We start from the raw sequence: 12387 nt of genomic DNA on the forward strand, positions 1-12387 counted from the left end.
AGGTTGCATCAACGAACGTCTATACAAGCCGTTCCGGGGCACCGCCATACCCCGTCATCCAGGAGTGACTCATGCCCGAGCAGTCCACGGACCTGCGCGAAACCGTCCGCCGCCGCTATGCCGCGGCAGCCACCAAGGTCACCGAAGGCGGCACCGCCTGTTGCGGGCCCGCGCCCGTCGAGGCCGACGAGAACTTCGGCTCCACCCGCTACACGGCGGACGAACGCGACACCCTCCCCGCCGAGGCCGTGGCCGCCTCCCTCGGGTGCGGCAACCCCACCGCGGTGGCCGAACTCCACGAGGGAGAACGCGTCCTCGACCTCGGCTCCGGAGGCGGCATCGACGTGCTGCTCTCCGCCCGCCGCGTCGGCCCCACCGGCAAGGCCTACGGGCTCGACATGACCGAGGAGATGCTCGCGCTCGCCCTGTCCAACGCCGAGAGGGCGGGCGCGACGAACGTCGAGTTCCTCAAGGGCACGATCGAGGCCGTCCCACTGCCCGCGAACACCATCGACGTGGTGATCTCCAACTGCGTCATCAACCTGTCCACGGACAAGCCCGCGGTGTTCGCGGAGATGTTCCGCGTCCTGAGGGCGGGCGGCCGGATCGGCGTGTCCGACGTGGTCGCCGACGACTCACTCACGCCTGGGCAGCGGGCGGAGCGCGGCGACCATGCCGGGTGCATCGCCGGCGCCCTCTCCTTCAGGGAGTACCGCGAAGGTCTGGAAGCAGCGGGCTTCACCGACGTCGAGATCGTCACGACCCACACCGTTGCCGACGGCATGCACTCGGCGATGGTGCGCGCCGGCAAGCCTCCCGCCGGGGCCGCGGCCACGACCGGGCGGGCCGATGCCTGCTGCGGCGTGACCGCCTGCTGCACCCCTGCCGAGACCTCCGCGGACCCGGCTGTCACGGTCACGGACGCCAAGACCGCCTCGGGGTGCGGCTGTCAGGGATGACACCGCACCCCGGGGCCTTCGGCAGGCGCCGGGGTGCACCTCTCACGAGTGAAGCGCCTCCGCGATGCGCCCCGGCGCCTCACTCAGGTCAGTGGGCGTGTCCGCTGGGAGCAGGGGCGGCGTTCTTGACCGTCAGAGGCAGCAGCTTCTTGCCGGTCGGTCCGATCTGGATGGAGGTGTCCATCTGCGGACAGACGCCACAGTCGAAGCACGGGGTCCAGCGGCAGTCCTCGACCTCCGTCTCGTCGAGGGCGTCCTGCCAGTCCTCCCAGAGCCAGTCCTTGTCGAGGCCCGAGTCCAGGTGGTCCCAGGGGAGGACCTCCTCGTAGGTGCGCTCGCGGGTGGTGTACCAGTCGACGTCCACGCCGAAGGCGGGGAGGGTCTTCTCGGCGCACTGCATCCAGCGGTCGTACGAGAAGTACTCGCGCCAGCCGTCGAAGCGGCCGCCGTCGTCGTAGACGGCGCGAATGACGGCGCCGATGCGGCGGTCGCCGCGGGACAGGAGTCCCTCGACGATGCCGGGCTTGCCGTCGTGGTAGCGGAAGCCGATGGAGCGGCCGTACTTCTTGTCGCCGCGGATCTTGTCGCGGAGCTTTTCGAGACGGGTGTCCGTCTCCTCGGCCGACAGCTGCGGCGCCCACTGGAAGGGGGTGTGGGGCTTGGGCACGAAGCCGCCGATCGAGACCGTGCAGCGGATGTCGTTGGAGCCCGAGACCTCGCGGCCCTTGCGGATGACGTGCGTCGCCATGTCGGCGATCTGGAGGACGTCGTCGTCGGTCTCGGTGGGCAGGCCGCACATGAAGTACAGCTTCACCTGACGCCAGCCGTTGCCGTAGGCCGTGGAGACGGTGCGGATCAGGTCCTCTTCCGAGACCATCTTGTTGATGACCTTGCGGATGCGCTCGGAGCCGCCCTCGGGGGCGAAGGTCAGACCGGAGCGGCGGCCGTTGCGGGTCAGCTCGTTCGCCAGGTCGATGTTGAACGCGTCGACACGGGTCGAGGGGAGCGAGAGGCCGATCTTGTCCTCTTCGTACCGGTCCGCGAGGCCCTTGGCGATGTCGCCGATCTCCGAGTGGTCCGCCGAGGAGAGGGACAGCAGGCCCACCTCTTCGAAGCCGGTCGCCTTCAGGCCCTTGTCGACCATCTCGCCGATGCCGGTGATCGTGCGCTCGCGCACCGGACGGGTGATCATGCCCGCCTGGCAGAAGCGGCAGCCGCGGGTGCAGCCGCGGAAGATCTCGACCGACATCCGCTCGTGGACGGTCTCGGCGAGCGGCACGAGGGGCTGCTTGGGGTACGGCCACTCGTCCAGGTCCATGACCGTGTGCTTGGACACACGCCACGGCACGCCGGACCTGTTCGGCACGACACGGCCGATACGGCCGTCGGGCAGGTACTCGACGTCGTAGAAGCCCGGGACGTACACGCCGCCCGTCTTGGCGAGGCGGAGCAGCAGTTCCTCGCGGCCGCCGGGCCGGCCCTCGGCCTTCCAGGCCCGGATGATGTCGGTGATCTCCAGGACGGCCTGCTCGCCGTCGCCGATGACCGCGCAGTCGATGAAGTCCGCGATCGGCTCGGGGTTGAACGCCGCATGGCCGCCCGCCAGGACGATCGGGTCGTCCACGGTGCGGTCCTTGGCCTCCAGCGGAATGCCGGCCAGGTCCAGGGCCGCGAGCATGTTCGTGTAGCCGAGCTCCGTGGAGAAGCTCAGGCCGAAGACGTCGAACGCCTTGACCGGGCGGTGGCTGTCCACCGTGAACTGCGGCACGTCGTGCTCACGCATCAGCGCCTCGAGGTCCGGCCACACGCTGTAGGTGCGCTCGGCGAGGACGCCCTCGCGCTCGTTCAGGACCTCGTAGAGGATCATGACGCCCTGGTTGGGCAGCCCGACCTCGTACGCGTCCGGGTACATGAGCGCCCAGCGCACGTCGCAGCTCTCCCACGGCTTGACCGTGGAGTTGAGCTCGCCGCCGACGTACTGGATCGGCTTCTGCACATGCGGGAGCAGCGCCTCGAGCTGCGGAAAGACCGACGTGGCTGCTTCGGCAGACATACCCGGGAACCTTCGTGAGTCTGACTGGGGGACGTCCCCGCTCCGGCCGGCTGCCGGGAAGGGTGACCATCAAGCCTAACCCGATCCGAGGACACCCCGGGCCGCGCGCCGGACCGCCTTCCATTCCCGGGGCAGCTCCGCCTCGCGCTCGGCGGCTCGGCGCTCCTCCCGGCCGTAGAGGACGCCGTAGGGGAAGGCGTTCTCACCGGCGGCGTGCGCCTGGGCTGCGAGGTCCTGGAGGGCTCCGCGGGCCATGACGCTGTCCTGGTGGTCGCCGAGGAGGTTCTGGAGGGACTTCACGGCGCTCACCAGGTCATCCGCGGGGGTGCCCAGGGCGTCGCTCGCCGCCTCGGCCGCGTAGCGCGTGCGCTTGGCCTTCTTGCGGGCCTCGTGCATGGCCACGTCGCGTTCCGGGCCCGCGGGGGTGCCGAGTGCCTGGTGGACCAGGGCGGCGACCTTCCGGTAGTCCCGGCGCACCGCCTTGGCCAGCGCCTTTTTCGGTTTCCCGGCGGCGGCCGTGCGCAGCGGCGGGGCTGCGAGGAGAGCGTCGAGGGCGTCCAGGAGGGCGAGGTAGCGCTTGCCGTCGAGGACGGCGGTCAGGCGGCCGGCGGAGTCCGTGCCCGGCTCCGCCCAGATGTGGAGGCGGACGTGGGCCTCGTCGGCGGGCACGGCGGGGGGCAGTTCGTCGAGGGCGGCCGTCAGCCGCTCGGTGAGGACCTCCTTGTCGCGTTCGATGCCGAGCTCCGCGGCCAGCCATTTCAGTTCGGCGGCGACGGGATCGGTGACATTGCGGTCGAGGATCTTGCTGAAGGAGCGAAAGGCGCTGCGGGCGCGGCGGGTGGCCACGCGCATCTGGTGCACGGCGTCAGGGGCGTCCCGGCGGACCTCGGGGTCCAGGTTCACGATCGCGTCGCGCTGTTTCCGCAGGTAGGCGAGTACGTGGTCACCGGCCGTGCCCGGCTCCGGGGCCCGCTCCGCGCCGCCCGTGCAGGGAGACGCAGGGCGCGCTCCTGTGGCCCGGGGTCCGTCGTCCGGGGCGGTCTCGGCCAGCGCCCGCGCGAGCTTGGAGTGCGATCCCGACCGCTTCAGGCCCGCCTTCTTCAGCTTCTTCTCGATCGTGTCGAGGAGCCCGGGTTCGACGTCGTCGCCCAGTTCCACCTCGATCTCGGTCCAGGCGGTCGTGGCGGTCCCGCCCGCCAGGCGTTCGGCGTGGACGCGGTCGACGCTCGCCTCGGCCAGGAGGGTGCCGTCGGGGGCGGTCAGGTGGTGGACCTCGCGGGTCGAGACGAGGCGGACGACGGGGACGAGCTCGGCGCCGCGGACGCGCGAGCGGACGAGGGCGGCGAGCTCGGGCGGGATTCCCGCGGCGAGGGGGGCGCGGATTTCGTCGCGTACGCCCTCCGTGAGGGACACCGGCAGTTTGAGGTGCCAGCCGGCGTCGGATCCGCCGGTGCGGCGGCGCAGGGTGATGCCGGCGTCGGCCAGCCGTTGGTCGGCGGTGTCGTAGTAGACCGCGTCGAGTTCGGCGGTGCCCTGCGGGTCGACGGAGGCGACACCGGGAACGCGGGAGAGGTCGGGCAGGGTGACGGGGGCGCCGTCGTCCCCGTCCGCCGCCGGGTTCTCGTACTTCCGCTCGATCTCCCGCTTCGTCTCCGCCATGAACCGAATCTAGTCGTGAACGGGGGGCGCGGGCAGTACTTGCGTGCGCCTCCGGCCGACACCGGTCCCCGCCGCGGAGCACGACGGACCGTCGTCACCTCGGGACGCCGAACGTCCGGGCCGCCCATGACGACCTGCTCCCGGCCGCCTCGGGACAACGCCGGTCCCCGCCCCCTCGGGCCGGGACCGGACACGCGCCGTCGGCTCCGCCGTCTCAGGCCGAGACCGGTCGCTGTACCCGGATCGACTGGAGCAGGCCGACGGCCACCCAGACCGCGAACATGGACGAGCCTCCGTACGAGACGAAGGGCAGGGGGAGACCGGCCACCGGCATGATGCCGAGGGTCATGCCGACGTTCTCGAAGGACTGGAAGGAGAACCAGGCGATGATTCCGGCGGCGACGATCGTGCCGTACAGCTCGCTCGTCTCGCGGGCGATGCGGCAGGCGCGCCACAGCACCACGCCGAGCAGGAGGAGGATGAGCCCGGCGCCGACGAAGCCGAGCTCCTCGCCCGCGACCGTGAAGACGAAGTCGGTCTGCTGTTCGGGGACGAACTGGCCGGTGGTCTGCGAGCCGTGGAAGAGGCCCGCTCCGGTGAGCCCGCCCGAACCGATGGCGATACGCGCCTGGTTGGTGTTGTAGCCGACGCCGGCCGGGTCGAGGCTCGGGTTGGCGAAGGCCGCGAAGCGGTTGATCTGGTACTCGTCGAGGATGTGCAGTTTCCAGACGGCGACGGCGCCGAGGACGCCGACGCCGAGCAGGCCGAGCACCCAGCGGTTGGAGGCGCCGGACGCCAGCAGCACGCCGAGCACGATGATCACCATGACCATGACGGACCCGAGGTCCGGCATGAGGAGGGTGATCATGATCGGGACGGACGCGAGGCCGAGTGCCTGCATCACCGTGCGGTGGTCCGGATACGCCTTGTCCCCGGCGTCGACGCGTGCGGCGAGCAGCATGGCCATGCCCAGGATGATCGTGATCTTCACGAATTCCGAGGGCTGGAGGGAGAAGCCGCCCCCGATGACGATCCAGGCGTGCGCGCCGTTGATGGTGGCGCCGAGCGGGGTCAGCACCATCAGCACGAGGAAGACGGAGATGCCGTAGAGGATCGGCACCGCCGTGCGCAGCGTGCGGTGGCCGAGCCAGACCGTGCCGATCATCAGGGCGATCCCGATGCCGGTGTTCATCAGATGCCGTACGAGGAAGTAGTACGGGTCGCCCTGGTTGAGCTCGGTGCGGTTGCGGGTCGCCGAGTACACGAGGGCGGTGCCGATGAGGGAGAGCGCGAGCGCCGACAGCAGTATCGGCCAGTCGAGCCTGCGCAGCATCGAGTCGCGGGCGGTCAGACGGGTCCAGGCGGAGCGCTCCGGGCCGTAGCCGGAGACGGAGAAGCCGTTGGTGCCGGCCATCAGTCCCGCCTCCAGGTCACGGGCGCGCCGAGGACGGCGGCGAGCTGCTGGTCATCGGGCTTCTCGTCCTTGTGCGGGCGGTACGGATCGACCTTCGGGGAGTCGATGGAACCGTCCTTCTGGATCTTGGGAAGGCCGGCCTCCGGGTGCGGCAGCAGCGCCTTCTTGTCGTCGATCTTGCCGTCCTTGTCGACGCCGTAGAGCGCGTTGTAGATGTTGTGCACGGCTTCGCCGGAGGCTCCCGAACCGGTACCGGCCTGGGCGATGGTCATCACGACCGTGTAGTCCTTGGTGTAGGTGCACAGCCAGGACGTCGTCTGCTTGCCGTAGACCTCGGCGGTACCCGTCTTGGCGTGCATCGGGATCTTGTTCTGCGGCCAGCCGCCGAACTTCCAGGCCGCCGTGCCCCGGGTGGCGACGCCGGCGAGGGCTTCGTCGATCTTGTCGCGGGTGGCCTTGGTGAACGGCAGCTTTCCGTGCGCCTTCGGCTGGATCTCCTGCACGTGCTTGCCGTTGGCGCCGACGATCGCCTTGCCGACCGTGGGGTCGTGCAGGGTGCCGCCGTTGGAGATGGCGGCGTAGATCGTGGCCATCTGGATCGGCGTGACGAGGGTGTCGCCCTGGCCGATGGCGTAGTTGATGGAGTCACCCTCGCGCAGGATGTTGCCCTCGAGGCAGTTCTCGTACGCGATCTTCTCGGCGTAGTCGCCGTCCTTCTTGCCGTACTTGCACCAGGCGGCCTTGTTGGCCTTGTAGTAGTCCTTCTTCCACTGGCGGTCGGGGATGCGGCCGCTGACCTCGTTGGGCAGGTCGATGCCGGTCTCCTTGGCGAGGCCGAAGTCGTGGGCGGTCCGGTAGAACCAGTCGGCGGGGTTCTTCTTCGGGTGGATGCCGCCGTCCTTCTTCCACTGGGAGTCGGCGAGTCCGTAGAAGACCGTGTCGCAGGAGACCTCCAGGGCGCGGCCCAGGGAGATCGGGCCGAAGTTCTCCGACTCGAAGTTCTTGAAGGTCTGGCCGCCGACCGAGTAGGAGCTGGTGCACGGGTAGTGCCCGTCGAAGGGGTAGCCCGCCCGCACCGCGGCGGTCGTGGAGACCACCTTGAAGGTGGAGCCGGGTGCGGACTGCCCCTGGATCGCCCGGTTGAGCAGCGGGTAGTCGGAGTTCTTGCCGGTGAGCCTCGTGTACTCCTTGCCGGAGATGCCGCCGACCCAGACGTTCGGGTCGTACGTCGGGTTGGAGGCCATGGCGACGACGCGGCCCGTCTTGGCCTCCATGACGACCACGGCACCGGAGTCGGCCTTGTACTTCTCGCCGGTGACCTTGTCGACCTGGGTGCGGGCGACCTTCATCGCGTTGTTCAGCTCGTACTCGGCGACCGCCTGGACGCGGGCGTCGATGCTGGTGACGACGTTCGCGCCGGGCTCGGCCTTGTCGGGCTTGGCGTGGCCGATGACCCGGCCGAGGTTGTCGACCTCGTAGCGGGTGATACCGGCCTTGCCGCGCAGGTCCTTGTCGTACGTGCGCTCCAGCCCGCTGCGGCCGACCATGTCGGAGCGCAGGTACGGCGAGTCGGTGTCCTTGGCCTTCTCGATCTCCGCGTCCGTGACGGGCGAGAGATAGCCGAGGACCTGGGCGGTGTTGGAACCGCCCGAGCCCGGGTAGCGGCGCACGGCGGTGGGTTCGGCGGTGATCCCGGGGAAGTCCTCGGAGCGCTCACGGATCTGGAGCGCCTGCTTCGGCGTCGCCTCGTCGGTGATCGGGATGGGCTGGTACGGGGAGCCGTTCCAGCAGGGCTGCGGCGTCTTGGCGTCGCACAGCCGCACCTTGTCCGTCACGTCCTTGGGCCGCATCCCGAGGACACCGGCGAGTTTGGCGAGGACGGCCTTGCCGTCGTCGTGCATCTTCAGCAGGTCTGTGCGGGACGCCGAGACGACGAGCCGGGTCTCGTTGTCGGCGAGCGGGACGCCGCGGGCGTCGAGGATCGAGCCGCGTACGGCGGGCTGGACGACCTGCTGGACGTGGTTGCCGGAGGCTTCCTTGGCGTACTCGTCGCCGTTGCGGATCTGGAGGTACCAGAGGCGGCCGCCGAGTGTCCCCAGCAGGGACAGGACGAGGATCTGGATGATCACCAATCGGATCTGGACCCGTGGCGTGCGTCCCGTTTCCGGAATGTTGGTCACTGCTGCCTCCCCTCAGTCGGTGCCGTACATGGTGTTCACGCGCGCCGTGCTCACAGCCGCTTGACCCCCTTGATGCGTCCGGCGCGGGCCACGCGCACCTTCGCGGCTCTGGCCCGCAGCCCCCGCTGGCCGCCGATGTTCAGTCCCGTGCCGGAGGACAGCCAGCCGGAGGAGACGTCGCTCGCGGCGCCGCCGCCCGCGTTCTCGGTGAGCGGGTCGTAGTCGGCCCGCCGGGCGAGCGCGATGATGAACGGCACCGTGAACGGCGCGAGCAGCAGGTCGTACAGCGCGGCCGTGAACAGCAGGCTGCCGAGGCCCACATGGCGGGCGGCGGTGTCGCCGACGAGGGCGCCGACGCCCGCGTACAGCAGCGTCGAGCCGAGCGCGGCGCCGACCACGGCGGACAGCGTGCCGACGGCGGAGGTGAGCCGTCCGTTGTCCGGCTTGAACAGGCCCGCGACATAGCCGACGACGCACAGCACGAGGGCGTACCGCCCGGCGGCGTGGTCGGCGGGGGGCGCGAGGTCGGCGAGCAGGCCCGCGCCGAAGCCGACGAGGGCGCCGCCCACATGCCCGTACACGAGAGCGAGTCCGAGGACGGTGAGCAGCACCAGGTCGGGGACGGCGCCGGGCAGGTGCAGGCGGGCGAGGACGCTCACCTGGATGACGAGGGCGATGACCACGAAGGTGGTGGAGAGGAGGATCCGGTTGAAACGCATGTTCGGCTCCTACTGCTCTTCCTGGGCGGCCTGGCCCGAGGCCTGCGGGGACGGGGTGACGGTGACGGTCACGGTCGGCCTGGGCGTGGGCTTGGGGGCGGGGGGCAGCACGGCGTCGCGCGGATCCTTGCGGGGTGCTTCGACGACGATGCCGACGATGTCGAGCTTGGTGAAGCCGACGAAGGGCTTGACGTAGACCGTGCGGGTCAGGTCGCCGCCGGAGGGGTCGACGCGCACGACCGTGCCGACCGGGACGCCGGGCACGAACGGCCTGTCCGCCTCGGAGCCGAAGGTGACCAGCCGGTCGCCCTTCTCCACCTTGGCCTTGCCGTTGAGCAGTTGCACACGCAGCGGACGGTCGCCGCCGCCGGAGGCGAAGCCGAGCTCGTCGGTCTTCTCCATGCGCGTGCCGACGGTGAAGTCGGGGTCGTTGGCGAGGAGAACGGTGGAGGTGTCGGGGCCGACGGTGGTGATGCGGCCGACGAGCCCGTCGCCGTTGAGGACGGTCATGTCGCGCTTGATGCCGTCGCGGGCGCCGGCGTCGATGGTGACGGTCCAGGAGAAGCCCTGGGCCGCTCCTATCCCGATGACCTCCGCGCCCTTGATGCCGTACTGGCCGGCGCCGGCCGTCCTGAGCATCTTGTCGAGCTGCCTGACCTGGCTGCGGGTGCGGTCGTCGCTGCCGAGCCGGGCCTTCAACGCGGCGTTCTCACGCTCGAGTTGGGCGATCCTGCTGTGCCGTCCGCCCGAGTCGCGGACCGCTCCGATGGCGTTGGCCACCGGGTTGACCCCGGCGGACACTCCCCGCTCCACGGGCCCGAAGACCGTGGCGGCGGCCTGGCGGGCACCCTCGACCGGTGAGTCCTGGCCGCCGCGGATGTCCACCGTGATCAGTGCGAACGCGATGGCGATCAGCAGCACCAGGAGCAGCCGGCTCTCTCGTGTGTCCCTCACGTGCGGCGGCCGTGCCTTCCTCGTCGGAATTCGTGTGCGGCCCGCCGGATCCCCTTGGGGGTCCTTTGGGTCGCTTATGCCTCTATATCAACGATCCGCCGCACAGGGCAGTATCTGCCCCGTACGGCGGATGTACCACATACGTCACTCAGGCGGGGAGCGGCGTACGCGGCCGGAGTCACCGTCGCGGCTGGGCGTCCAGGACCTGCTGGAGCGCCTCGAACTCCTCGACGCACTTGCCGGAGCCGAGCGCCACGCTGTCCAGCGGGTCCTCGGCGATGTGGATCGGCATGCCGGTCTCGCGGCGCAGCCGCTCGTCGAGCCCGCGGAGCAGGGCGCCGCCGCCGGTGAGGACGATGCCGCGGTCCATCACGTCGCCGGACAGCTCGGGCGGGCACTTGTCGAGGGTGGTCTTGACCGCGTCGACGATCGCGTTGACCGGTTCCTCGATGGCCTTGCGGACCTCCGCAGCGGAGATGACCACGGTCTTCGGAAGGCCGGAGACCAGGTCGCGGCCGCGGATCTCGGTGTGCTCGTCGGCGTCGAGATCGTACGCCGAGCCGATGGTGATCTTGATCTGCTCCGCGGTGCGCTCGCCCAGCAGAAGGCTGTACTCCTTCTTGACGTGCTGGATGATCGCGTTGTCCAGCTCGTCGCCCGCGACGCGGATCGACTGGGCCGTGACGATTCCGCCGAGGGAGATGACCGCGACCTCCGTGGTGCCGCCGCCGATGTCCACCACCATGTTGCCCGTGGCCTCGTGGACGGGCAGACCGGAGCCGATGGCGGCCGCCATGGGCTCCTCGATGATGTGCACCTGGCGGGCACCGGCCTGCGAGGACGCCTCGATGACGGCGCGGCGCTCGACTCCGGTGATACCGGAGGGCACGCAGACGACGACACGCGGGCGGGCGAGGTAGCGCCGCTTGTGGATCTTCAGGATGAAGTAGCGGAGCATGCGCTCGGTGATCTCGAAGTCGGCGATCACGCCGTCCTTCAGCGGTCGCACGGCCACGATGTTGCCCGGCGTGCGGCCGATCATCTTCTTCGCTTCGGCGCCGACCGCGAGGATGCCGCCGGTGTTGGTATTGATCGCGACGACGGACGGCTCGTTGAGAACGATCCCCCGGCCCCTGACGTACACCAGCGTGTTGGCGGTCCCGAGGTCGACAGCCATGTCACGGCCGATGAACGACATGTTGTTCCCCATGAGGATGCGTCTGGCCTTCCCAGTGGAAGCTTTGATGGCTTGTTAGGCAGGCGAGGTGGGTGCGTATGGCGTGAAGGCTTCCATCGTAGTCTCGCCTGCACGAACACGGCGCGAGGGTCTGCGCCATTGTGGGCAGATGCAGCGTCGCCCCGCTATGGGGGACGTGCCGACGGAGGCACGCGTTCCCCCGATCGGCGCGCATATGCCAAGGAACGGTCGCTTTTCTTCGACCGTCCCTGGTCGGATCGCGTCAATCACTGACACAGCGTCAGAAAATCGTTGGCCACGTGTCCATTTCGCGGACAGAAATGAACGATCGGGCGAGACGGAAAAGGCCGGTGCGGCCCGGGGAACGGGCCGGCGGGACCGGCCGCCGGTCAGACCAGGCCCGGGAAGAAGATCTTCAACTCGCGCTCGGCCGACTCCTCGGAGTCCGAGCCGTGGATCAGGTTCTCGCGCGTGATGGTGCCGAAGTCGCCCCGGATGGAACCCGGTGCCGCCGCGATCGGGTCGGTCGGGCCGGCGAGCTGACGCACGCCCTCGATGACACGCTCGCCCTCGACGACCATGGCCACAATCGGACCCGAAAGCATGAACTCGATCAGCGGCTCGTAGAACGGCCGGCCCACGTGCTCCGCGTAGTGCTGCTCCAGGGTGGCGCGGTCGAGCGTGCGCAGCTCCAGCGCGGAGAGGGTCCAGCCCGCCTTGCGCTCGATACGCCCGACGATCTCGCCGACCAGACCGCGGCGGACGGCATCGGGCTTGAGCAGGACGAGGGTGCGCTGGGTCATGGTGTGCGGCTCCTTAGGATCACGGGCGTGAGGGGGTGGTCAGAGGCTACAGGGCACATCCTGGCAGCCGTTACGCAGCGTCAGGTCCAGGCGCTGCCGGGGGCGACGCGGCTGCCTGGGCGGCCGCGAACGCCGCCTTCGCCGCGTCGATCTTGCGGCCGAAGTGCACCGAGCACCACCACAGGGCGGCGAACACGACGCCAAGGATGTACATCATGGGAACGACGTAGCCGCTCGCGATCAGCGCGATCTGCAGCGCCCAGCCGAGCTGGACACCGCCCGGCCGGGTGAGCATCCCGCAGAGCAGGACGCACAGCGCCATCGCGACACCGCTGACGGTCCACACCGTCCCCATGGACAGGTCCGGGTCCTTCATGGCGACGAGACCGGCGAACCCGATGACGAAGAACTCGCCGATCAACGTCGAAGCGCAGAGCGTACGCACTGG

At 69.8% G+C, this 12387-nt stretch carries 10 protein-coding genes; 1 reads left to right on the plus strand and 9 read right to left on the minus strand.

Going from position 1 to position 12387, the window contains the following annotated elements; all coding sequences use genetic code 11:
* The first annotated feature begins 71 nt into the window (after window positions 1-71).
* On the plus strand, window positions 72-959 hold the full coding sequence (gene arsM / locus ACWCP6_RS02425; protein ID WP_450930428.1) for an arsenite methyltransferase: 888 nt from the start codon (window positions 72-74) through the stop codon (window positions 957-959).
* 88 nt (window positions 960-1047) lie between these two features.
* Here arsM and ACWCP6_RS02430 read toward each other — a convergent pair whose 3' ends face one another.
* The 9 genes from ACWCP6_RS02430 to ACWCP6_RS02470 form a co-directional block, all read right to left on the minus strand.
* On the minus strand, window positions 1048-3012 hold the full coding sequence (locus ACWCP6_RS02430) for a TIGR03960 family B12-binding radical SAM protein (RefSeq protein ID WP_450930429.1): 1965 nt from the start codon (window positions 3010-3012) through the stop codon (window positions 1048-1050).
* Window positions 3013-3087: 75 nt separating this feature from the next.
* A complete protein-coding gene (locus ACWCP6_RS02435) occupies window positions 3088-4671 on the minus strand; it encodes a CYTH and CHAD domain-containing protein (RefSeq protein ID WP_450930430.1) in 1584 nt (527 codons plus the stop codon).
* 214 nt (window positions 4672-4885) lie between these two features.
* Complete coding sequence (rodA, locus tag ACWCP6_RS02440; protein WP_450930431.1) at window positions 4886-6085, minus strand: rod shape-determining protein RodA; 1200 nt, start codon at window positions 6083-6085, stop codon at window positions 4886-4888.
* Complete coding sequence (gene mrdA / locus ACWCP6_RS02445) at window positions 6085-8265, minus strand: penicillin-binding protein 2 (RefSeq protein ID WP_450930432.1); 2181 nt, start codon at window positions 8263-8265, stop codon at window positions 6085-6087. The genes rodA and mrdA overlap by 1 nt, the downstream gene beginning before the upstream one ends.
* A gap of 50 nt (window positions 8266-8315) precedes the next feature.
* A complete protein-coding gene (gene mreD, locus ACWCP6_RS02450) occupies window positions 8316-8984 on the minus strand; it encodes a rod shape-determining protein MreD (protein WP_450930433.1) in 669 nt (222 codons plus the stop codon).
* Between the two features lie 9 nt (window positions 8985-8993).
* On the minus strand, window positions 8994-9938 hold the full coding sequence (gene mreC / locus ACWCP6_RS02455; protein ID WP_450930434.1) for a rod shape-determining protein MreC: 945 nt from the start codon (window positions 9936-9938) through the stop codon (window positions 8994-8996).
* A 178-nt stretch (window positions 9939-10116) separates the two neighbouring features.
* Entirely contained in the window at window positions 10117-11136 is a 1020-nt protein-coding gene (locus ACWCP6_RS02460) for a rod shape-determining protein (protein WP_265568118.1), read from the minus strand.
* A gap of 389 nt (window positions 11137-11525) precedes the next feature.
* Window positions 11526-11939 (minus strand): nucleoside-diphosphate kinase, encoded by a 414-nt coding sequence (gene ndk, locus ACWCP6_RS02465; protein ID WP_450930435.1) that lies wholly within the window; start codon window positions 11937-11939, stop codon window positions 11526-11528.
* Window positions 11940-12009: 70 nt separating this feature from the next.
* Window positions 12010-12384 (minus strand): DUF4233 domain-containing protein, encoded by a 375-nt coding sequence (locus ACWCP6_RS02470; RefSeq protein WP_450930436.1) that lies wholly within the window; start codon window positions 12382-12384, stop codon window positions 12010-12012.
* Window positions 12385-12387: the final 3 nt, after the last annotated feature.

This window comes from Streptomyces sp. NPDC002004, from assembly GCF_053593975.1.

Bases quoted from the DNA above. Each gene is read 5' to 3' on its own strand.
- ACWCP6_RS02460 (WP_265568118.1), bottom strand. From the start codon at position 11,136: ATGTCGTTCATCGGCCGTGACATGGCTGTCGACCTCGGGACCGCCAAC.
- ACWCP6_RS02435 (WP_450930430.1), bottom strand. From the start codon at position 4,671: ATGGCGGAGACGAAGCGGGAGATCGAGCGGAAGTACGAGAACCCGGCG.
- ndk (WP_450930435.1), bottom strand. From the start codon at position 11,939: ATGACCCAGCGCACCCTCGTCCTGCTCAAGCCCGATGCCGTCCGCCGC.
- arsM (WP_450930428.1), top strand. From the start codon at position 72: ATGCCCGAGCAGTCCACGGACCTGCGCGAAACCGTCCGCCGCCGCTAT.
- rodA (WP_450930431.1), bottom strand. From the start codon at position 6,085: ATGGCCGGCACCAACGGCTTCTCCGTCTCCGGCTACGGCCCGGAGCGC.
- mreD (WP_450930433.1), bottom strand. From the start codon at position 8,984: ATGCGTTTCAACCGGATCCTCCTCTCCACCACCTTCGTGGTCATCGCC.
- ACWCP6_RS02430 (WP_450930429.1), bottom strand. From the start codon at position 3,012: ATGTCTGCCGAAGCAGCCACGTCGGTCTTTCCGCAGCTCGAGGCGCTG.